We start from the raw sequence: 20083 nt of genomic DNA, 5'->3' as shown, positions 1-20083 counted from the left end.
CGGCGCCCACCGGAATGCCCCTGGCCATCACACTGGGGGACGCCGCCGGAATCGGTCCGGAACTGATCGCGCGCCTGTTCGCCGAAGGCCTGCCCCACCCTGCCGTCGTCTATGGCGACGCCGGCGCCCTGCGACGCGCCTGCCGGGCTGCGGGGCTGGACGGCCGCCTGGAAATCCGCCCGCTGGACGCCCCCGGCGCGGGCACGACGCGGGGCGTGATCGGCGTGCTGAACCGCTGGGGCGAACTGCCGGCCGACCTGCCCTGGGGCCACGAGGATGCCCGCGCCGGACGCGGCGCCTACGAATATCTGTGCCACGCCATCGACGACGCCCTGGCCGGCCGCGTCCGGGCGCTGGTGACGGCGCCCCTGCACAAGGGCGCGCTGCACGCGGCCGGCATCGACTTCCCTGGCCACACGGAAATCCTGGCACGGCGCACCGGCACGGCGGACTACGCCATGATGCTGGCCAACGACGAACTGCGCGTGCTGCTGGTGACCATCCATATCGCCCTGGCCGATGTCCCCGCGGCGCTCAGCCCGGAGGCCGAACTGCGCGCCATCCGCCTGGCGCAGCGGGCCTGCCGCCAGGCGGGCATCGGCCGGCCGCGCATCGCCGTGGCGGGGCTGAACCCGCACGCGGGCGAAGGCGGCGCCTTCGGCGACGAGGAAGCTCGCCACATCGCGCCGGCCATCGCCACCGCCCGGGCCGAGGGCCTGGACGCCAGCGGCCCCTGGCCGGGCGACACCGTCTTCATGCGCGCCCGCAAGGGGGAATTCGACATCGTGGTCGCCCAGTACCACGACCAGGGCCTGATCCCGGTGAAGTACCTGGGTCTGGACGAAGGGGTGAACGTGACCGTGGGCCTGCCCTTCGTGCGCACCAGCGTGGACCACGGCACAGCCTTCGACATCGCCGGGCGCGGCCTCGCCGACCCGGCCTCGCTGCGCGCGGCCATGCGCATGGCATTGAAAATGACCGCGTCCTGACGTGTCCCCTCCCCGACGGAAGAAGACCTCTGTGCGGAGGCCTTTTTTACCGCCGGGATGAGGCGGGACATAGGACAGTCCCCTGCGGACTGTCCTATGCCTGACGAATCGGAGCGGCATGTATGCCGCGCCGCGGGCGCAATCTGCGGGGGCAGCAAGCAGGCGCAGCCCGCGCGGCGTGGGGGCTCTTAAAATCCCGGCGCGGCCGAAAAATTCAGGAAGCGGGTGCTGGAGCCCTGGAAGGTCAGGCGCACCGTGCCGATCGGGCCATTCCGCTGCTTGCCGATGATGATCTCGGCCGTGCCCTTGTCCGGCGAGTCGGGATTGTAGACCTCGTCGCGGTAGATGAAAATGATCACGTCGGCGTCCTGCTCAATGGCCCCGGACTCGCGCAGGTCGCTCATGACGGGCCGTTTGTTGGGACGCTGCTCCAGGCTGCGATTGAGCTGCGACAGGGCGATGACCGGGCAGTTCAGTTCCTTGGCCAGCCCCTTCAGGGACCGGCTGATCTCGGAGATTTCCGTGGCGCGGTTTTCCCCGCCGGAGCCGGACATCAACTGGATATAGTCGATGATGACCAGCCCCAGCTGGCCGCACTGACGAGACAGCCGCCGGGCGCGAGCGCGCAGTTCCATGGCCGTCAGCGCGGGGGTCTCGTCGATATAGATCTGGGCTTCCTCGACCTTCTGCACGGCATGGGTCAGGCGAGGCCAGTCGTCCTGATTCAGTTTGCCAGTGCGCATGCGATGCTGGTCCAGCATGCCGACCGAGCCGATCATGCGCATGGCCAGTTGCACCGCGCCCATTTCCATGGAGAACACGGCCACCGGCAATCCCTGCTCGATGGCGACGTGTTCGCCGATATTCATGGAAAACGAGGTCTTGCCCATGGACGGCCGCCCGGCCACGATGACCAGATCGCCCGCCTGCAGGCCGGAGGTCATGCGGTCCAGGTCGTTGAAGCCGGTCGGCACGCCGGTCACGTCGGAATCGCCCTCGCGATGGTAGAGCTCGTCGATGCGCTCGACCACCTGGGCCAGCAGCGGGCGGATCTCCTGGAACCCGGCCATGCCGCGTGAACCTTCCTGGGCGATCTGGAAGACGCGGGATTCGGCCTCGTCGAGGATCTGCCGGGCTTCCTTGCCCTGGGGGTTGAATGCGGCCGCGGAAATCTCGTCGGCGATCGAGACCAGCTTGCGCAACATGGACCGCTCGCGCACGATCTCCGCGTAGCGGCGGATGTTCGCGGCCGAGGGCGTGTTGTGCGCCAACGCATTCAGGTACGGCAGACCGCCGCATTCGTCGGCCTTGCCGGCCGTGGTCAGGGATTCGTGGACCGTAACGACGTCGGCCGGCCGCGCCAGCGCCACCAGCCGGGCGATATGCTGCCAGATCAGACGGTGGTCGAAGCGGTAGAAGTCGTCCTCGGTCAGAACGTCCGCGACCCGGTCGAAGGCGGCGTTGTCCAGCAGCAGGCCGCCCAGCACCGACTGTTCGGCCTCGATGGAATGCGGCGGCACACGCAGATAATCCAGTTGCGCGTCGGCTTCGATTTCCAAACCCGTTCCTTCCCTAAAATGAAAAAAGCCGGCGATTCGCCGGCCCTTTCAGCGGCGCCGCGCCATTCCTACATTACCACGAGGAAAAGCGCACGACGCGGCGTGGCGGTGCGTCAGGCCATTTCGCCCTGCACGGTGACCGAGATGTCGACCACCACGTCGGCGAGCAGCGCGACCTGCAGCGGGAATTCGCCCACGGCCTTGATGGCGCCGTCCGGCATGCGGACCTGAGCCTTGTGCACGTCGGTGAAGCCGGCGGCCTGCAGCGCGGCGGCCACATCCATGTTGGTGACCGAGCCGAACAGACGGCCGTCGACGCCGGCCTTCTGGCTGATGGTCAGCACATAGCCGGACAGCTTTTCGCCCACGGCCTGGGCCGCGGCCAGCTTTTCGGCCTGGTGCTTCTCGAGTTCGACGCGACGTGCCTCGAATTCCTTCAGGGCGGCGTCGGTCGCGCGGCGGGCGATTTTCTGGGGGATCAGGTAGTTGCGGGCATAGCCGTCGCGCACGCGGACCACATCGCCCAGGTTGCCGAGATTGACGACTTTTTCAAGCAGAATGACTTGCATGACGGGAGACCTCGGATCAGTTGTGGTTGTCGGTGTACGGCAACAGGGCCAGGAAGCGCGCGCGCTTGATGGCGGTGTCCAACTGGCGCTGGTAGTGCGCCTTGGTGCCCGTCAGACGAGCCGGGATGATCTTGCCGTTTTCCTGGATGAAATCGCGCAGGGTGTCCAGATCCTTGTAGTCGATCTCTTCGACCTTGGCGACGGTGAAGCGGCAGAACTTGCGGCGCTTGAACAGCGGATTCTGTTGCCCGAACTTGCGCTTTTCCTTGGTTTTCTTGAAGTAAGCCATGATGATTGCCTTTTTCTGTGGCCGGGCCATGCCCGGCATGTTCATTCAGTGTGCCTGCACGATCCGCTGGATGTGGAACACCAGCCGGTCCGAACCCTGCCGGAGGGGCGCCAGGAATCCAACGGCCTGGACCAGCGCGCCGACCGGCGCCCCGGCCAGTTCCCGGGCCACGTCCCCCAGGGCCACCGCCTGCAATTCCATGCGGACGATGCGGGGGGATCCGGCCTCGAGGACCTCGGATTCGTGTTCCATCCGGAGCCGCAACACCGGCGTGCCCGCCGGCGTGTGGCGCAGCGGCTCGGCCTCGGCCACGCGCGCTGCGATTTCGACCCGGTTCACGGAATGCGCGGGCTCCGGATCAGGAATTCGTGGACTCGGCGGCGGTCGCCTTGCGGGCTTCCTCGCGCTCGACCGACTTCATCATGATCGACGGTTCGGTGTGGGCGTGCCGGGTCTTGACGAACAGGTGGCGCAGGATCGCGTCATTGTAGCGGAACGAGTGTTCCAGCTCGTCCAGGGCGGTCTGACCGCACTCGATGTTGAAGCACACGTAGTGGGCCTTGACGAGCTTCTGGATCGGGTAGGCCAACTGGCGGCGGCCCCAGTCCTCGACGCGGTGGATCTGGCCGCCATTGCTGGTGACCATGGCCTGATAGCGCTCGATCATGGCGGGCACCTGCTCGCTCTGATCGGGATGCACGATGAACACTACTTCGTAGTGGCGCATGTAAGACTCCTTGTGGATATCTGCGGTGTTGACAGACAGCCCGCCGGCACGATGCGGATCCCACCCCGGGAACCACGGACACGCCCAAAAAACGGCATGTCGCAAGCACGGTCGAGCAAGTAACCCGGCATTCTAGCATAAATGACCAGGGCCCTGGTAGGACCTTGGCCGATGCGCCCCTGTTCCGGGGCTGTTCGAAGCCGGCCCCGGAACAGGGGCGCATCGGCCTGACGAAGGGGATACGCCCGCGTTCTAGCCGCTGTGCACCACCGCGTAGGCGGAATGGTTGTGGATGGACTCGAAGTTCTCCGCCGTGACCCGATAGGACGCCACGCCGGGCAGGCGCTGGAGCATCACCGCCACATCGCGCACCAGATCCTCGACGAATTTCGGGTTCACGTAGGCGCGCTCGGTGACGAACTTCTCGTCGGCGCGCTTGAGCAACCCCCACAGCTCGCACGAGGCCTGTGATTCCACGCCGCGGATCAACGCGTCCAGATCCACGGCCCCGGCCGCGTCGTATTCCAGGTCCACGGAAACGTGCGAGCGCTGGTTGTGGGCGCCGTATTCCGAGATCGCCTTCGAGCAGGGGCACAGGCTGGTCACCGGCACCTGGACGGACAGGGAAAACCGCGGCGCCTCGCCCCGGCGGGCGCGCACGGACCAGCGCACCTGGTAGTCCATCAGGCTGCGCACGCCCGACACCGGCGCGGGCTTCTCGATGAAATAGGGAAAGCCCGCCGACACGTCGCCGGCGTCCGCGTGCAGCAGGTCCAGCATGGACTGCGCCAGGGCGCACAGAGCCGCGGGCGTCATGGGCTCGCCGCGCCGCGATTCCAGCAGGGCGATGAAGCGCGACATATGCGTGCCTTTTTCATCGGCCGGCAGGGCCACGGTCATTTCCCAGTCGGCGACAGTCGCCTGGGGCTGGCCGGCGCCGGCCGCCACCAGCAGCGGATGGCGCACCCCGCGCACGCCCACCCGCTGGATGGCGATCCGCCGGGTGTCCGGTCCACTTTGCACGTCCGGCATCGCGATCGCCACCGGATCCAGCAGGGTGTTCATGAGGCATTCCTTTCCAAGCGCTGGCGTATCGACGCCTCGATTCCGTCGGCGTCCAGGCCGAGACCGGCGAGGATGGCCTTCTGGTCCCCGTGATCGATGAATTCATCCGGCAGCCCCAGCTGCAGGATCGGGCGGGCGATCGCTTCCCGATTCAGCCATTCGGCCACGGCGCTGCCGGCGCCGCCCATGACGGCGCCCTCCTCGACCGTGACGAGGAGGCCGTGGGTGTCCGCCAGGCGCCGCAGCAGCGCCTCGTCCAGCGGCTTGACGAAGCGCATGTCCACCAGCGTGGCGTCCAGTGATTCGGCCGCCCGCGCCGCCTCGGGCAGCAGCGTGCCGAACACCAGCAGAGCCACGTCCCGGCCTTCGCGGCGCACCACGGCGCGGCCGATCTCGACCGGATCCAGGCTGTCGCCGGGATCGGCGCCGCAGCCGGCGCCGCGCGGGTAGCGGACCGAGGCCGGCCCGGAATGGAGAAAACAGGTGTTGAGCAGCAACCGCGCCTCGCGCTCGTCCGAAGGCGTGGCGATCACCAGGTTCGGGATGCAGCGCAGGTAGGCGATGTCGTAGTTCCCGGCGTGGGTCGCCCCGTCAGCGCCGACGATGCCGGCCCGGTCCAGGGCGAAGGTCACGTCCAGATTCTGCAGGGCCACGTCGTGGATCAGCTGGTCGTAGCCACGCTGCAGGAAGGTGGAATAGATGGCCACCACGGGCTTGCAGCCCTCGCAGGCCAGGCCGGCGGCAAAGGTCACGGCGTGCTGCTCGGCGATGCCGACGTCGAAATAGCGCCGCGGGAAACGGCGCTCGAACTCGACCAGGCCGCTGCCCTCGCGCATGGCGGGCGTGATGCCCATCAGGCGCGTGTCGGCGGCGGCCATGTCGCACAACCAGGCGCCGAAGACCTGGGTAAAGGACTGGCGCGCGGGCTTGGCGGGTTTCTGGATGCCGACCGAGGGATCGAATTTCCCCGGGCCGTGGTAGAGGACCGGATCGGCCTCGGCCAGCTTGTAGCCCCGGCCCTTGCGCGTCACGACGTGCAGGAACTGCAGGCCGCCAAGCCGGCGCAGATTTTCCAGGGTGGGAATCAGCACGTCCAGGTCGTGACCGTCGATCGGGCCCATGTAGTTGAAGCCCAATTCCTCGAACAGGGTGGCTGGCGACAGTATGCCCTTGGCGTGGCCTTCGAGCTTGCGCGCCAGCGCCAGCACGGGCGGCACGTGCTGCAGCACGGCCCGCCCCATGTTCTTGGCATGGGCGTAGAACTGACCCGACAGCAGGCGGGCGAAGTAGTAATTCAGCGCCCCCACCGGCGGCGAGATCGACATGTCGTTGTCGTTCAACACGACCAGCAGGTTCACGTCGGGCGTGACGCCGGCGTTGTTCAGGGCCTCGAAGGCCATGCCGGCCGTCATGGCTCCGTCGCCGATCACGGCGATGTGCTGGCGGTTGGTACCGGCATTGCGCGAGGCGACCGCCATACCCAGCGCGGCGGAGATCGAGGTCGAGGAATGCGCCGTGCCGAAAGCGTCGTAGGGCGATTCGGCGCGCTTCGGAAAGCCCGAGATCCCGCCCCGCTGGCGCAGACCGGCCATGGCCTCGCGGCGCCCGGTCAGGATCTTGTGCGGATAGGATTGATGGCCCACGTCCCAGACCAGCCGGTCGTCGGGGGTGTCGAATGCGTAATGCAGCGCAAGGGTGAGCTCGACGGTGCCCAGGTTCGAGGACAGGTGGCCCCCGGTGCGCGATACGGAATCCAGCACGAACGCCCGCAACTCGACGGCCAGATCCTTGAGATCCCGGCGGTCCAGCCGGCGCAGATCCGCCGGCGATTGGATGCCTTCCAGTAGTCTAGTCATGATGCCCTGAATCTAATGGGAACGGCCGATGATGTAATCGGCCAGTTCACGCAGGCGGCAGGCCGACGGCCCCAGCGGCAGCAACGCGGCGCAGGCCTGTTCGCGCAGGCCTGCCAGCAATTCGCGCGATCCGTCCAGCCCCATGATGGAGACGTAGGTCGGCTTGCCCTGGGCGGCGTCCTTGCCGGCGGTCTTGCCCAGGGTGGCCGAATCGGCGGTCACATCCAGGATGTCGTCCACCACCTGGAAGGCCAGGCCCATGGCCGAGGCGTAGGACTCCAGGCCGGCGCGCGCCGTGCTGCTGGCCCCGGCCACCACTCCGCCCAGCAACACGCTGGCTTCCAGCAGGGCCCCGGTCTTCATGCGGTGCATGTGCTGCAGCGCCTCGATCGGCAACTCCCGGCCGACACTGGCGCAATCGATGGCCTGACCGCCGACCATGCCTTCGCTGCCCGCCGCTCGGGCCAGCAGCTGGACCGCCTGGACGACCAGGGCGGGCGCGATGGGCATCTGCGCCAGACAGTCGAAGGCCAGCGGCTGCAATGCGTCTCCGGCCAGCATGGCCAGGGCCTCGTCATCGAACTGGCGATGCACGGTCGGCCGGCCGCGCCGCAGGTCGTCGTCGTCCATGCAGGGCAGGTCGTCGTGGATCAGCGAATAGGCGTGGATCAGTTCCACGGCGGCCGCGGCGGCGTCCAGCGCCAGGTCCTGGACGGCCGCCGCCCCGCCCGGCGAACGGCTGGCCTCGCCGGCCGCGTACACCAGGGCGGCCCGCACCCGCTTGCCCGGCCCAAGGACGGCATAGCGCATGGCTTCGTGCAGGCGCGCGGCTTCGTCCTGGGCGGGCGGCAGCAAATCGTCGAGCACCGTGGCGACGTGGTCCACCCGGTCGCGCAGCCACATGTCGAAATTCCCCGTCGCCGCAGTCATGTCGCGTCCCGCGCCGCGGCGTCGTCGAAAGGCTGGAGCAGTTGGCCCTGAAGCACCTGGACCTGCTGCTCGACGGCTTCCAGCCGCCGCTGGCACACCCGGGCCAACGCCACGCCGCGCTGGTACAGAGCGATGGATTCGTCCAGGCCCAGGTTGCCGTCGTTCATGCGGCCGGCCAGATCCTCGAGCTCGGCCAGCGCCGTCTCGAAGTCCTGGGGCAATGGATCGGCGGGCCGGGACGTGCGGACCGGCTGCGGGGTTTGATCGTTGACCATGGGTTTCATCTGAGCATTCCAGACTGGATTGTACGGGAACCCCGCCGGACCATGAAACCGTCCCGTCCCCGACCGGTTACGGGGTGGGGTACAATTTCGTCCCCTGCCCCGGACCGGACATCGCATCGTGCCGGGGCCATGCGGTCCGGCCGCGCACGTGGCCGAACGGCTCGGGGGTTTTTCTTCGCGCCGACCCGGCCGCCGTCCTTTCCTCGTCCCGCCTGCCTGGATCGCCGGCGCCGGGGCGTCCCGGCGGCGCTCCGGGCGGTTCCATTCTTGCGGGGGGAACCAATGACCGACCCTTACATCCCTTCCGGCGCGGATCTGGCCAGCCAGCTTCCGGTCCACCACTATTTCGACCCGGCCGTCCTGGCGCGGGAACGCAGCCGGATCTTCGCACGCAGTGCGCGCTATGTGGGCCACGAAAAGATGGTCCCGAACCCCGGCGACTGGCGCACCCTGGCCCACGAGGGCGGAGGGCGGGTCCTGCTGCGCGACCAGGTCGACGTGCGCTTGCTGTCGAATGTCTGCCGCCACCGCCAGGCCCTGATGCTGGGCGGCCAGACCGGGCGCGACAGCGGCTGCGCCGCCGGAAACCTGTGCAGCACGGGCGGGCGCATCCTGTGCCCCATCCACCAATGGAGCTACGACACCCATGGCCGGCTGCTGAACGCCCCCCTGTTCCCCGAAAAGCCGGATCTGCGGCTGCGGGAATTCCCGCTGCGCAATTGCCGCGGCCTGCTGTTCGAGGGGGAACGCGACCCGCTGGGCGACATCGGCGCCCTGTTCGATCGGCCGGAATTCGATTTCTCCGACTACGTGCTCGACCACGTGGAGGTCCACCCCTGCCATTACAACTGGAAGACCTTCATCGAGGTCTACCTGGAGGACTATCATGTCGGCCCCTTCCACCCGGGCCTGGGGCGCTTCGTCACCTGCGACGACCTGGAATGGGAATTCGGCGAATTCCACAGCATGCAGCGGGTCGGCATCCACCAGGCCCTGGGCCAGCCGGGCACCGAGGTCTACCGCCAGTGGCACGACCGCCTGCTGCGGTACCGATCGGGCACCACACCCGATTTCGGCGCGGTCTGGGTGACGTATTTCCCCACCCACATGATCGAGCTCTATCCCCACGTGCTGGTGCTATCCACGCTGCATCCCGTCAGTCCCCGGGAAACCGTCAACGTGATCGAGTTCTACTACCCCGAGGAAATCGTCGCCTTCGAACGCGAATTCATCGAGGCTCAGCGCGCGGCCTACCTGGAGACGGCGATCGAGGACGACGAGATCGGCGAGCGCATGGACGCCGGCCGCCGCGCCCTGATGGAGCGCGGCGAGAGTGAATGCGGCCCCTACCAGAGTCCCCTGGAGGACGGCATGGCGCACTTCCACGCCTGGTATCGCCGCATGATGGACGAGCCCGGACAGAGGCCGGTCCCCGCGGACTGACCCCTGCCGGACGTCCGGGCACCCGTGGTCAGCTTCCGCGCGCCACCGGCCGGGCGGCATCGGCGCACCATTCGCTCCAGGAACCTGGATACAGGGCCGAGCCGCGCAGGCCGGCCAGTTCCATGGCGAGCAGGTTGTGGCAGGCGGTGATGCCCGAACCGCACTGGTGGACGATGCCGTGGTTCAGCCGATCCCCCAGCAGGGCTTCGAATTCCGCGCGCAGTTCGGCGGCCGGCTTGAACTGTCCGTCCACGTCCAGGTTGCAGGCGAACGGCCGGTTCAGCGCTCCCGGAATATGCCCCCCGACCGGATCGATCGGTTCGACCGCGCCGCTGAACCGCTCGGGCGCGCGCGCATCCAGCACCGTAAAGCGCGGCTCGTCCAGGTTGGACAGGATGGCGCGGGCGTCGACCACGGGCATCGACGGCTTGCCCGAGAGCACGAGGCCCTGGACCGCCTGGGCTTCGCTGAGGGACGGTGCGCGCGGGCCGGTCTCGACGGCACCGCCGACCGCCTGCCAGCCGGCCCACCCCCCGTTAAGGACCGCGACGGATCCGTGCCCCAGCCAGCGCAGCATCCACCACAGGTGCGCCGCGAACATGGCGTTGCCGGCATCGTAGACCACCACGTCGGTACGGGCCGTCAGGCCCTGGGCCCGCATCAGGGCGGCGAAATCGGCGCGGTCCGGCAGGGGGTGGCGGCCGTTGCGCCCGGTCTTGAGGGCGCACAGCTGGGTCTCGTGGTCCAGGTACAGGGCCCCGGGCACGTGGCCCGCTTCGTAGGCCCGCCGGCCCGCGCCGTGGTCCGCCAGATCGTGGCGCACGTCGAAAACCAGACAGCCCGGCCGGGTCAGGCGATCGCGCAGGGTCTCGGACTGAATCAGCAATGCGGTCATGACGGGTTTACCTCCTTCGTGGGAATGCCTGCGCCCTCGGGCCGCCCCGCAGGGCGCGGGCCTCGGTGTACGTGCGCCAGACCGACAGCAGGCCGGAACCAATGATCAGCGCCATGCCCGCCCAGGCCAGCGGCGCCGGCCGGTCGCCCCAGAACAGGACGCCGATCAGGGCGGCAAAGATGATGGTCATGTACTGCAGTGCCGCCGTCAACAGGGTAGACCCCAAACCGAAGGCGCGGGTCATGGCCAGCTGGCCCACCAGCCCCGCCAGGCCCAGCCCGACCAGCGCCAGCAAGGTCAGGGGATCACTGGTGCGCCAGCCCTGCAGGGCGATGCCGGCCAGGCCGCTCAGGCAGACCCCCAGCGAGAACAGCAGCACCGTGCGCCATTCGGGCTCGCCGATCTGGCCCAACTGGCGGATCTGCATCATGGCGATCGCCGCCAGCCCGCCCGCCCCCAGCCCCATCAGGGCCGCGATCCACTGATCATGCTGGATGCTGGGGCGCAGCACGCCCAGCACGCCCAGGAAGCCCGCCAGCACGGCCAGCACGCGCACCGGATCGCGCTGGGCGCCGCCGAAGAACAGCATCCAGCCGGCGATGAACAGCGGCGCCGTGTAGTTCAGGCTGATGGCCGTGGGCAGGGAGAGGTGGGACAGCGCGAAGAACCCCAGCCACATGGACGTGATGCCGCTGAGATTGCGCCAGACGTGCAGGCGCCAGCTGGACGGGCGGACCGTGCGCCGCGTGGAGCGCGCCCAGAAATACAGCAGCAGGACGGAGGGAATGCCGCGGAACAGGACGATTTCCGGCAGCGTGGCGCCGAGATCGGCGGCGACCTTCACGAAGGCCCCCATCGCGGCGAACATGGCGCAAGCCAGCAACATCCACAGAGACTGCATGCGTCACCAAAGACAGGGATACGAACCGGAAGCCGATACTATACACTTCGCACATCGTCGTCCCCTTCTTGCGGAGCCCTGCCCCACATGAAACGCATCATTCTGTTCCTCGTCACCAACATGGCCGTGATGCTGGTGCTCAGCATCACCATGAATCTCCTGGGCGTCGGCCGCTATCTGACGGCCAACGGCATCGACCCGGCCGCGCTGCTGGTGTTCGCGGCGGTACTGGGGTTCACCGGCTCGTTCATCTCGCTGCTGATGAGCAAATGGATGGCCAAGTCCAGCACCGGCGCCCGGGTCATCGATCCCCAGGCGCCGCGCGACCGGCGCGAGGCCTGGCTGGTGGCGACCGTGCACCAACTGGCCGACCGGGCCGGCATCGGCCGCCCGGAAGTCGCCATCTACGAAGGCGCGCCCAATGCCTTCGCCACCGGCGCCTTCCGCAACGACTCCCTGGTGGCGGTATCCACCGGCCTGCTGTCGTCCATGACCGAAGAGGAAGTCACCGCCGTCCTGGGCCACGAAGTCGCCCACATCGCCAACGGCGACATGGTGACCCTCACCCTGATCCAGGGCGTGGTCAACACCTTCGTCATCTTCCTGTCGCGTCTGGTCGGCTACTTCATCGACCGCGCCGTGCTGAAGAACGAACGCGACGTCGGCATCGGCTATTACGCCAGCGTTTTCGTCTGTGAAATCCTTTTCGGCGTGCTCGCCTCGATCATCGTCGCCTGGTTCTCCCGCCAGCGCGAATTCCGCGCCGACGCGGGCTCGGCCCGGCTGCTGGGCGCGCGCGAACCCATGATCCGCGCGCTGGCCCGGCTGGGCGGGGTCGAGGCCGGCGAACTGCCCAAGTCCTTCGCCGCCTCGGGTATCGCGGGCGGAGCCATCGGCGCCCTGTTCGCCTCGCATCCGCCCATCGAACGGCGCATCGAGGCCCTGCGCCGACAGGCAACCTAGGAAAGGCCGGATGTGCGCGAACTCCAGGTCCTGATCGCCTTCGGCGGTTTCGTCGCCCTGCTGCTCTGGGGCGTGCACATGGTGCAGACCGGCGTGCAGCGGGCCTTCGGCAAGGCGCTGGGCCTGTGGATGAGCCGCGCCATGGGTTCGGCCCCGCGCGCCTTCGGCACGGGCCTGATGATCACAGCCGCCATCCAGAGCAGCACGGCCACCGGCCTGATGATCACCGGCTTCGCCCTGGACGGCCTGGTGCCTCTGGTGCCGGGCCTGGCGGCCATGCTGGGCGCCAACGTCGGCACCACCCTGATCGTCCAGGCGCTGTCCTTCGACCCGACCGCCCTCGCGCCCGGCCTGGTGCTCGCCGGCGTCTGGATGTTCCGCCACTACGAGCCGGGCCGCGCGCGCGACCTGGGGCGGGCGCTGATCGGCCTGGGCCTGCTGCTGCTGGCCCTGCACGAGCTGGTGACCCTGTTCGAGCCGCTGCAGAACGCGCCGCTGCTGGGCGGCGCCCTGCTGGCCCTGGCCGGCGCACCGGTGATCGCCCTGGCGGCCAGCGCGGCGCTGACCTGGGCCTCGCATTCCAGCGTCGCCGTGGTCGTGCTGATCATGTCGCTGGCCCATCACGACCTGATCCCCCCGGAACTGGCCTACATGCTGGTGCTGGGCGCCAACCTGGGCACCGCCGTCAACCCGGTCCTGGAAGGCGGCGGCGACGGCAACCCCGCCTCCCGCCGCGTGCCCATGGGCAACCTGGGCACGCGCGTCGCCGGCTGCCTGCTGGGCATGGCCCTGCTGCCCTGGGCCGGCTCGATCATGGCGGCACTGGGCGACGCCGCGCACGCCGTGGCGAATTTCCATCTGCTGTTCAACCTGGTGGTGGCCGCCTGCTTCATGCCCGCGCTGCGGCCCTACGCCCGGCTGCTGCAGCGGCTGCTGCCGCCGCGCGCCGACCCTCACGACCCGGCCCGCCCACAGTACCTGGACGAGTCCGCCCGCGAAGTTCCCGCCGTGGCCCTGGGACAGGCCGCCCGCGAGGCCCTGCGGCTGACGGACATGCTGCGCGAGTCGCTGCGGCTGACCGAGCGCGCCCTGCTGCACGAAGACCCCCGGGCCACCGGACAGGCGCGCTATCTGAACAGCGCCATCGGCCAGCTGGACCGGTCGGTGACCACGTATCTGGCGACCCAGGACCAGGAAGGCCTCAGCGCCGACGACGCGCAATACCTGAAGTCCATCCTGGCTTTTTCCATGAACATCGCCCATGCCGCCGACGTGGCCGGCATGGGCCTGCTGGGCCACGCGAGCCGGCTGCACAAAAAGCACTGGACGCTGGACCCCGGGCAGCGCGCGGAACTGGGCGAGATCCTGGAGCGGCTGCAGCGCAACTTGCGCCAGGCCGCCGCCGTGTTCGTCTCGGGCGACCGCGCGGCGGCTCGCGCCCTGGCCTTCGAAAAGGAACACTTCCGCGCCCTGGAGGCCCGGGCCGCCGAACGCCACCTGGACCGCATCAAGACCGGCCGCATCGACGCGGCCGACGTCGGCGCCTTCTATCTGGAAATCCTGCGCGACGCGGGCGGGGTGAACGCCTGCCTGGTCAACGCGGCGGCCTATCCGATCCTGGACCGCCACGGCGAACTGCGCCCCAACCGGTTGCGCGAAACGGAATGAGCCCGCCACGCCGTGCATGGCACGGCCCCGCAGGCCCGCCAGCCGCCGCCGGTCAGTGAGCGGCGCCCCAGTCGAGGCCGACGCCGACCTCGGCCACCAGCGGCACCGCCAGTTCCGCCACCCCCGACATCAGCACCGGTACCCGCTCGCGCAAGACATCGACCTCATCGTCGACCGCGTCGAACACCAGTTCGTCGTGGACCTGCATCACCATCAGACTGCGCAGGCCCTCGGCATCCAGCCAGTCCTGGACCGCCACCATGGCCATCTTGATGAGGTCGGCCGCCGTGCCCTGCATGGGCGCGTTGATGGCGGCCCGCTCGGCGGCGGCCGCGCGCGGCCCCTTGGCGCCGGACAGTTCCGGGAAATACAGGCGGCGCCCGAATACGGTTTCCACGTAACCCTGTTCCCGGGCCTGGCGGCGGATGCGGTCCATGTAGTCGGCCACGCCGGGATAGCGCATGAAATAGCGGTCGATGTAGGACTTGGCCGCCGCCCGGGTGATGCCCAGGTTGCTCGCCAGGCCGAATTCGCCCATGCCGTAGATCAGGCCGAAGTTGATGGCCTTGGCCGCCCGGCGGTGCTCGGCGTCGACCTGGTCCAGAGGCAGGCCGAAGACCTCGGCCGCCGTGGCGCGGTGAATGTCCAGCCCCTGAGCGAAGGCCTGGCGCAGGTTCGCATCGCCCGATACGTGGGCCATCACGCGCAGTTCGATCTGCGAGTAGTCGGCCGACACGATCTTACCCAGGCTGGACACGAAGGCCGAGCGCACGCGGCGGCCCTCGGCCGTGCGCACGGGGATGTTCTGCAGATTCGGGTCGGACGAGGCCAGCCGCCCCGTCACCACGGCGGCCTGAGCGTAGCGCGTGTGCACCCGGCCTGTGCGCGGGTCGATCATGCGCGGCAGCTTGTCGGTATAGGTGGACTTCAGCTTGGCGATGCCGCGGTAGTCGAGCAGCAGGCGCGGAAGGGGATAGTCTGCCGCCAGGCGGGTCAGGACCTCCTCGTCGGTGGAAGGCGCGCCGCTCGCCGTCTTGCGCAACACCGGCAGCTGCATGCGCTGGAACAGGATCTCGCCCAGCTGCTTGGGCGAATTCAGGTTGAAGGGCTGGCCCGCCAGGACATGGGCCTGGGCCTCGAGATCGATCATCTGCCGGCCCAGTTCATGGCTCTGCGCCGCCAGCACCCCGGCATCGATGGCCACGCCGTTGCGCTCGATGCGCGCGAGGACGTCGGAAGTGCGGATCTCCAGCTCGTAGATACGCTTCAGACCGGCCTCGGCCTCGACCTTCGGCAGGAGGACCTGATGCAGTCGCAGGGTGAAATCGGCATCCTCGGCGGCGTAGTGCGCGGCCTGGTCCAGTGCGACTTCGTCGAAGCCGATCTGGCGCGCACCCTTGCCGCACAAGTCCTCGTAGGTCGTGCCCGTCAGCCCCAGCCACTGGATGCACAGTTCCTGCAGGTTCACGCGCCGGTGCGACTGCAGCACATAGGCCTGCAGCATGGTGTCGTGCCGCACCCCGCGCAGGGCGACCCCCTCGTTGGCGAACACGTGGGAGTCGTACTTGGCATGGTGCAGCAGCTTGGACGCGGCGGGATCCTCCAGCCAGGGGCGCAGGCGTTCCAGCACCAGGGCGAGGTCCAGCTGGTCTGGCGTGCCGGGCGCGCGATGACCCACCGGCACATAGGCCGCGCGGCCAGGCTCGATGGCAAACGACAGCCCTATCAGGCGGGCCGCCATGGGGTCCAGGCTGGTGGTCTCGGTATCCAGCGCGACCAGGGGCGCGGCCCGCAGGCGCGCCAGCCAGCGATCCAGCGCCGCCTCGTCGAGGATGGTTTCGTAATGCACGGCGTCGGGAACCGGCGGCGCCTCGCGCGCCGCGCGGGCGTCCTGGGCCGGAATGCGGCCCGGCTCGCCGGTTTCCTCGCGCAGCCAGGTCCGGAAGCCATAGGCCTCATACAGCCGGACCAGCGCCTCGTGGTCGGGAGCCCGCAGGCCCAGCGCGAGCGGCTCCCACCCGGCCTGCAGTTCGCAATCCAGGCGGACGGTCAGCAGATCCCGCGTCATGGGGAAATCCGGCGCCGCCGTGCGCAGGTTTTCGCCGGCCACGCCACGCAGGTCGCCGGCATGGGCGACCAGCGTGTCGATGTCACCGTATTCGTTCAGCCATTTGGCGGCGGTCTTGGGGCCGACCTTCTCCACCCCGGGCACATTGTCCACGGCGTCGCCGGTCAACATCAGGTAATCGACGATCCGCTCGGGCGGGACGCCGAATTTGCGGATCACGCCCTCGCGGTCCTGGCGCTCGCCCGACATGGTGTTGATCAGTTCGACCCGGTCGTTGACCAACTGGGCCAGATCCTTGTCGCCCGTCGAAATGATGGTATAAAAGCCGTTTTCGCCCGCCTGGCGCGCCAGGGTGCCGATGATGTCGTCGGCCTCCACGCCCGGCGCCGATATCACGGTCCAGCCCAGCGCGGCGGCCGCCTCATGGATCGGTCCGATCTGGGCGCGCAGGTCGTCCGGCATGGACGGACGGTTGGCCTTGTAATCGGGGTAGATCGTTTCCCGGAAGGAACCTCCGGGGGCGTCGAACACACAGGCCCCATGGGTCGCGGCGTCCTTGTAATCCAGCAACAGCCTCCGTAACATGGAGACGACGCCATACAGGGCTCCGGTGGGTTCGCCGCGCGCATTGCGCAGATCGGGCATCGCATGATAGGCGCGGTACAGATAGCTGGACCCATCCACGAGCAACAAGGTTTTTTTCATGACGGACAATAAGACGAAACGCGTTTCAGCCGAACAACAGATTCCCACGATTATTGCAGAGATGCGCGCGGCAGCCGCGGCCTTCCAGAAAATAGGCCTGGGCGTGAGCATCTTCGGCAGCGCCCGGGTCCCCCGGGACCACCCCTTCTACGCCCTGGGCATGGAACTGGGCGCGCGCCTCGCCCAGTTGGGCCTGCCGGTGATCGCAGGCGGCGGCCCCGGCCTGATGGAAGCCGCCAACCGCGGCGCCTTCGAAACGGGCGGGCGCAGCGTCGGCCTGAACATCCGCCTGCCGCGCGAAAAGACCGACAATTCCTACCAGACCGACAGCCTGCACTTCGAATACTTCAACTCGCGCAAGGCGTCGTTCTTCATGCACAGTCTGGCCTATGTGGTGCTGCCAGGCGGCTTCGGCACACTGGATGAACTGTTCGAGGCCATCACGCTGGTGCAGACGATGAAGCAGCCGCCCGCCCCCATCATCCTGGTGGGCACGGCCTTCTGGTCCGGCCTGGTGGAGTGGGTCCGCGACCAGTTGCTGACCCACGGCATGATCGGCCCCTTCGACCTCGACCTGCTGCTGGTCACCGACGACATCGAGGAAATCGTCCGCCTCATCCAGGAAGCCGCCCAGATCGAGCAGCGCCGCGAACCCGCGCTGCCGACCTGAGCCCGCGCGGCGCGAGGACTTGTTCAGGGATTCCCTAGGGGTAATGCTCGATGCGCCCCGGCAAAAACCTGGGTTAACATCACGCCTTGTCACCATCGGCCGGCGCCACCCGCCGCCCGGCTCCCCAGGAGAACATTCGATGAAAACCACCCTGCTTGGCGCCGCGCTGCTGATCGCGGCCGGCCTGATCCCCGCCGTCGGCTCCGCCGCCGACGCCAAGGAACTGAAGATCGCCACCGAGGCCGGCTACCCGCCGTTCGAATACCGCAATCCCAACGGCCAGCTCGAAGGCTTCGACATCGATATCGGCAACGAAGTCTGCAAGCGCCTGAACCGCACCTGCGTGTGGATCGACCAGTCCTTCGACAGCCTGATCCCCGGCCTGCAGGCGCGCAAGTTCGACCTGGCCAACTCCACCATGACCGCCACCGAGGCGCGCAAGAAAGTCATCGACTTCTCCACGCCCATGTACATCGTGCCGGTCAAGCTGATGGTCAAGAAGGGCAGCGGCCTGGAGCCCACCGCCGAATCCCTGAAGGGCAAGCGCGTCGGCGTCCAGCAGGGCACCACGATGGAAACCTACGCCCGCAAGCACTGGGCGCCCAAGGGCGTCGAGGTCGTCGCCTACCCCAGCTACACGAACGCCTACGTGGACGTCACGGCCGGCCGTCTGGACGCCACCTTCCAGGAAGCCCAGAGCGCGGTCGACGGCTTCCTGAACAAGCCCGAAGGCGCCGGCTACGAGCTCGCCTCCATGACGCTCGACGATCCAATCCTGAACGAACCCATCGCCATGGGCATCCGCAAGGGCAACGCGCTCAAGGCCGACGTGGACAAGGTTCTCAAGGCCATGCTGGCCGACGGCACCCTCCAGGGCTACGCGAAGAAATATTTCGCCGAAGGCCTGATCCAGTTCCCCCAGTGATCCCGCACCGGCCGCGCCATGCCGCCTGATCGCGCGTCCGGGCCCGGCCCCCGCTCCGGCGGGGGCTGCCCGGCGGATCCGCTCCGGCGCGGCGCGGTCGGCGGCCTCCAATCCGGGCGCGGCGGCTCCGGCGCGCGCGACGGAACCGTCCAGTCCATCGTCCATTCCCGATTTCCATGTTTCTAGACGGCTACGGCCCCCTGCTGCTCACGGGGACCTGGGTCACCATCAAGCTGGCATTGCTGTCCCTGGCCGTGGCCGTGGGACTGGGGCTGCTGGGCGCCTGGGCCAAGCTGTCGGCCTCGTGGGCCGCCCGCCTGACCGCCACGGCCTACACCACCCTCATCCGCGGCGTCCCGGATCTGGTGCTGATGCTGCTGATTTTCTTCAGCATGCAGATCTACCTGAACGATCTGACCGACCTGCTCGGGCTGGATCCGATCGACATCGACCCCTTCGGCGCCGGCGTGCTGACGCTGGGCTTCATCTACGGCGCCTACTTCGCCGAGACCTTCCGAGGCGCCTTCATGGCTGTGCCTCACGGCCAGATGGAAGCCGCCACGGCCTACGGCATGCGCGAGTTCCAGGTCTTCCGCCGCGTCCTGTTCCCGCAGATGATGCGCCACGCCCTGCCCGGCATCGGCAACAACTGGCAGGTCCTGCTGAAATCCACCGCCCTGGTGTCCCTGATCGGCCTGACCGACCTGGTCAAGGTCGCTCAGGACGCCGGCAATGTCACCTTCCGGGTGTTCCTGTTCATCAGCCTGACCGGCCTGATCTACCTGGCCCTGACCACCCTGTCCAATGGCATCCTGTACTGGCTGGACCGGCGCTACAGCGTGGGCGTGCGCGAGGCGCAACTATGACCGACGTGCTCGAGCAATTCTGGCGCGCCTACCTGTACGCCAGCAACGGCAGCCTGTCGGGCATGGCCATCACCCTGTGGCTGCTGGTGCTGTCGGTGTCGATGGGCTTCTTCATCTCGATCTTCCTGGCCGTGGCCCGGGTGTCCTCGCGCCGCTGGCTGTCGATCCCACTGTGGATCTTCGGGTACGTGTTCCGGGGCACGCCGCTGTACGTGCAGATCCTGTTCATCTACGCCGGCATCTATAGCCTGGACTTCGTCAAGGGCACCCCGCCCCTGGCGGCGTTCTTCCAGAGCGGCTTCAACTGCCTGGTGCTGGCCCTGACGCTGAACACGGTCGCCTACACGACCGAAATCTTCGCCGGCGCCATCCGCGCCACCAGCGCGGGCGAGATCGAGGCCGCGCGCGCCTACGGCATGACGCGCTTCGCGATGTACCGCCGGGTGATCCTGCCCTCGGCCCTGCGCCGCGCGCTGCCGGCCTACAGCAACGAGGTCATCCTGATGCTGCACGCCACGTCCCTGGCCTTCACCGCCACCGTGCCCGATATCCTCAAGATCGCCCGCGACGCCAATTCGGCCACCTACCAGACCTTCGCCTCCTACGGACTCGCCGCCCTGCTCTACCTGTGCCTGTCGTTTACACTGATCTGGCTGTTCCGCAGGTTCGAGCGCCGCACACTGGCCTTCCTGGGCTCCCACCGCTGACCTC

20 protein-coding genes are annotated in these 20083 nt (G+C 68.3%); 8 read left to right on the top strand and 12 right to left on the bottom strand.

What is annotated here, in order from left to right; translation table 11 throughout:
* Window positions 1-14 precede the first annotated feature (14 nt).
* Complete coding sequence (gene pdxA / locus ACTPOE_RS00765) at window positions 15-989, top strand: 4-hydroxythreonine-4-phosphate dehydrogenase PdxA (protein WP_458870271.1); 975 nt, start codon at window positions 15-17, stop codon at window positions 987-989.
* A 188-nt stretch (window positions 990-1177) separates the two neighbouring features.
* On the opposite strand, the gene ACTPOE_RS00760 is transcribed toward pdxA, so the two are convergent.
* The 9 genes from ACTPOE_RS00760 to ACTPOE_RS00720 form a co-directional block, all read right to left on the bottom strand.
* Window positions 1178-2548: a replicative DNA helicase gene (locus ACTPOE_RS00760; protein WP_458870269.1), complete on the bottom strand. Its 1371-nt coding sequence runs from the start codon at window positions 2546-2548 to the stop codon at window positions 1178-1180.
* Between the two features lie 113 nt (window positions 2549-2661).
* The gene (gene rplI / locus ACTPOE_RS00755; protein WP_458870267.1) at window positions 2662-3117 is read right to left on the bottom strand and encodes a 50S ribosomal protein L9; all 456 of its coding nucleotides are present in this window, start codon (window positions 3115-3117) and stop codon (window positions 2662-2664) included.
* Window positions 3118-3133: 16 nt separating this feature from the next.
* The gene (gene rpsR, locus ACTPOE_RS00750) at window positions 3134-3406 is read right to left on the bottom strand and encodes a 30S ribosomal protein S18 (protein WP_043683419.1); all 273 of its coding nucleotides are present in this window, start codon (window positions 3404-3406) and stop codon (window positions 3134-3136) included.
* Window positions 3407-3451: 45 nt separating this feature from the next.
* Window positions 3452-3745 (bottom strand): primosomal replication protein N, encoded by a 294-nt coding sequence (gene priB, locus ACTPOE_RS00745; protein WP_458870265.1) that lies wholly within the window; start codon window positions 3743-3745, stop codon window positions 3452-3454.
* Between the two features lie 19 nt (window positions 3746-3764).
* Window positions 3765-4133, bottom strand: coding sequence for a 30S ribosomal protein S6 (gene rpsF, locus ACTPOE_RS00740; RefSeq protein ID WP_458870263.1), 369 nt, complete (start codon window positions 4131-4133; stop codon window positions 3765-3767).
* Window positions 4134-4385: 252 nt separating this feature from the next.
* On the bottom strand, window positions 4386-5198 hold the full coding sequence (gene folE2 / locus ACTPOE_RS00735; protein ID WP_458870261.1) for a GTP cyclohydrolase FolE2: 813 nt from the start codon (window positions 5196-5198) through the stop codon (window positions 4386-4388).
* On the bottom strand, window positions 5195-7057 hold the full coding sequence (gene dxs / locus ACTPOE_RS00730; protein WP_458872714.1) for a 1-deoxy-D-xylulose-5-phosphate synthase: 1863 nt from the start codon (window positions 7055-7057) through the stop codon (window positions 5195-5197). Before dxs ends, folE2 begins: the two co-directional genes overlap by 4 nt.
* 9 nt (window positions 7058-7066) lie before the next feature.
* Window positions 7067-7984: a polyprenyl synthetase family protein gene (locus ACTPOE_RS00725; RefSeq protein ID WP_458870259.1), complete on the bottom strand. Its 918-nt coding sequence runs from the start codon at window positions 7982-7984 to the stop codon at window positions 7067-7069.
* Window positions 7981-8259: an exodeoxyribonuclease VII small subunit gene (locus ACTPOE_RS00720; RefSeq protein ID WP_458872713.1), complete on the bottom strand. Its 279-nt coding sequence runs from the start codon at window positions 8257-8259 to the stop codon at window positions 7981-7983. Before ACTPOE_RS00720 ends, ACTPOE_RS00725 begins: the two co-directional genes overlap by 4 nt.
* Before the next feature lie 291 nt (window positions 8260-8550).
* Between ACTPOE_RS00720 and ACTPOE_RS00715 the strand changes: the two genes are divergently transcribed.
* Window positions 8551-9711, top strand: coding sequence for an aromatic ring-hydroxylating oxygenase subunit alpha (locus tag ACTPOE_RS00715; RefSeq protein WP_458870257.1), 1161 nt, complete (start codon window positions 8551-8553; stop codon window positions 9709-9711).
* Between the two features lie 28 nt (window positions 9712-9739).
* Here ACTPOE_RS00715 and ACTPOE_RS00710 read toward each other — a convergent pair whose 3' ends face one another.
* Both ACTPOE_RS00710 and ACTPOE_RS00705 read right to left on the bottom strand, forming a co-directional pair.
* The gene (locus ACTPOE_RS00710; protein WP_458870255.1) at window positions 9740-10606 is read right to left on the bottom strand and encodes a sulfurtransferase; all 867 of its coding nucleotides are present in this window, start codon (window positions 10604-10606) and stop codon (window positions 9740-9742) included.
* A 7-nt stretch (window positions 10607-10613) separates the two neighbouring features.
* Complete coding sequence (locus ACTPOE_RS00705; protein ID WP_458870253.1) at window positions 10614-11507, bottom strand: DMT family transporter; 894 nt, start codon at window positions 11505-11507, stop codon at window positions 10614-10616.
* Window positions 11508-11594: 87 nt separating this feature from the next.
* On the opposite strand from ACTPOE_RS00705, the gene htpX reads away from it, so the two are divergent.
* Together htpX and ACTPOE_RS00695 are read left to right on the top strand one after the other, a co-directional pair.
* Entirely contained in the window at window positions 11595-12470 is an 876-nt protein-coding gene (htpX, locus tag ACTPOE_RS00700) for a protease HtpX (protein ID WP_458870251.1), read from the top strand.
* 12 nt (window positions 12471-12482) lie between these two features.
* Window positions 12483-14138 (top strand): Na/Pi cotransporter family protein, encoded by a 1656-nt coding sequence (locus ACTPOE_RS00695; protein WP_458870249.1) that lies wholly within the window; start codon window positions 12483-12485, stop codon window positions 14136-14138.
* 52 nt (window positions 14139-14190) lie between these two features.
* Here ACTPOE_RS00695 and polA read toward each other — a convergent pair whose 3' ends face one another.
* Window positions 14191-16911 (bottom strand): DNA polymerase I, encoded by a 2721-nt coding sequence (gene polA / locus ACTPOE_RS00690; RefSeq protein ID WP_458870247.1) that lies wholly within the window; start codon window positions 16909-16911, stop codon window positions 14191-14193.
* On the opposite strand from polA, the gene ACTPOE_RS00685 reads away from it, so the two are divergent.
* The 4 genes from ACTPOE_RS00685 to hisM all read left to right on the top strand — a co-directional run bounded on the left by ACTPOE_RS00685 (window position 16910) and on the right by hisM (window position 20079).
* The gene (locus ACTPOE_RS00685; protein WP_458870245.1) at window positions 16910-17581 is read left to right on the top strand and encodes an LOG family protein; all 672 of its coding nucleotides are present in this window, start codon (window positions 16910-16912) and stop codon (window positions 17579-17581) included. The two genes, polA and ACTPOE_RS00685, sit on opposite strands and share 2 nt — an antisense overlap.
* A gap of 139 nt (window positions 17582-17720) precedes the next feature.
* Window positions 17721-18506 carry a transporter substrate-binding domain-containing protein gene (locus tag ACTPOE_RS00680; protein ID WP_458870243.1) on the top strand — a complete coding sequence of 262 codons (786 nt, stop codon included), beginning with the start codon at window positions 17721-17723 and terminating at the stop codon, window positions 18504-18506.
* Window positions 18507-18682: 176 nt separating this feature from the next.
* On the top strand, window positions 18683-19372 hold the full coding sequence (locus tag ACTPOE_RS00675) for an ABC transporter permease (protein ID WP_458870241.1): 690 nt from the start codon (window positions 18683-18685) through the stop codon (window positions 19370-19372).
* The gene (gene hisM / locus ACTPOE_RS00670; protein ID WP_458870239.1) at window positions 19369-20079 is read left to right on the top strand and encodes a histidine ABC transporter permease HisM; all 711 of its coding nucleotides are present in this window, start codon (window positions 19369-19371) and stop codon (window positions 20077-20079) included. The genes ACTPOE_RS00675 and hisM overlap by 4 nt, the downstream gene beginning before the upstream one ends.
* The last annotated feature ends 4 nt before the right edge of the window (window positions 20080-20083 follow it).

The sequence above is a fragment of the Castellaniella sp. WN genome, from assembly GCF_054457555.1.
The sequence above is the reverse complement of the archived record's forward strand: the minus strand, read 5'-3'. Positions and strand labels throughout refer to the sequence as shown.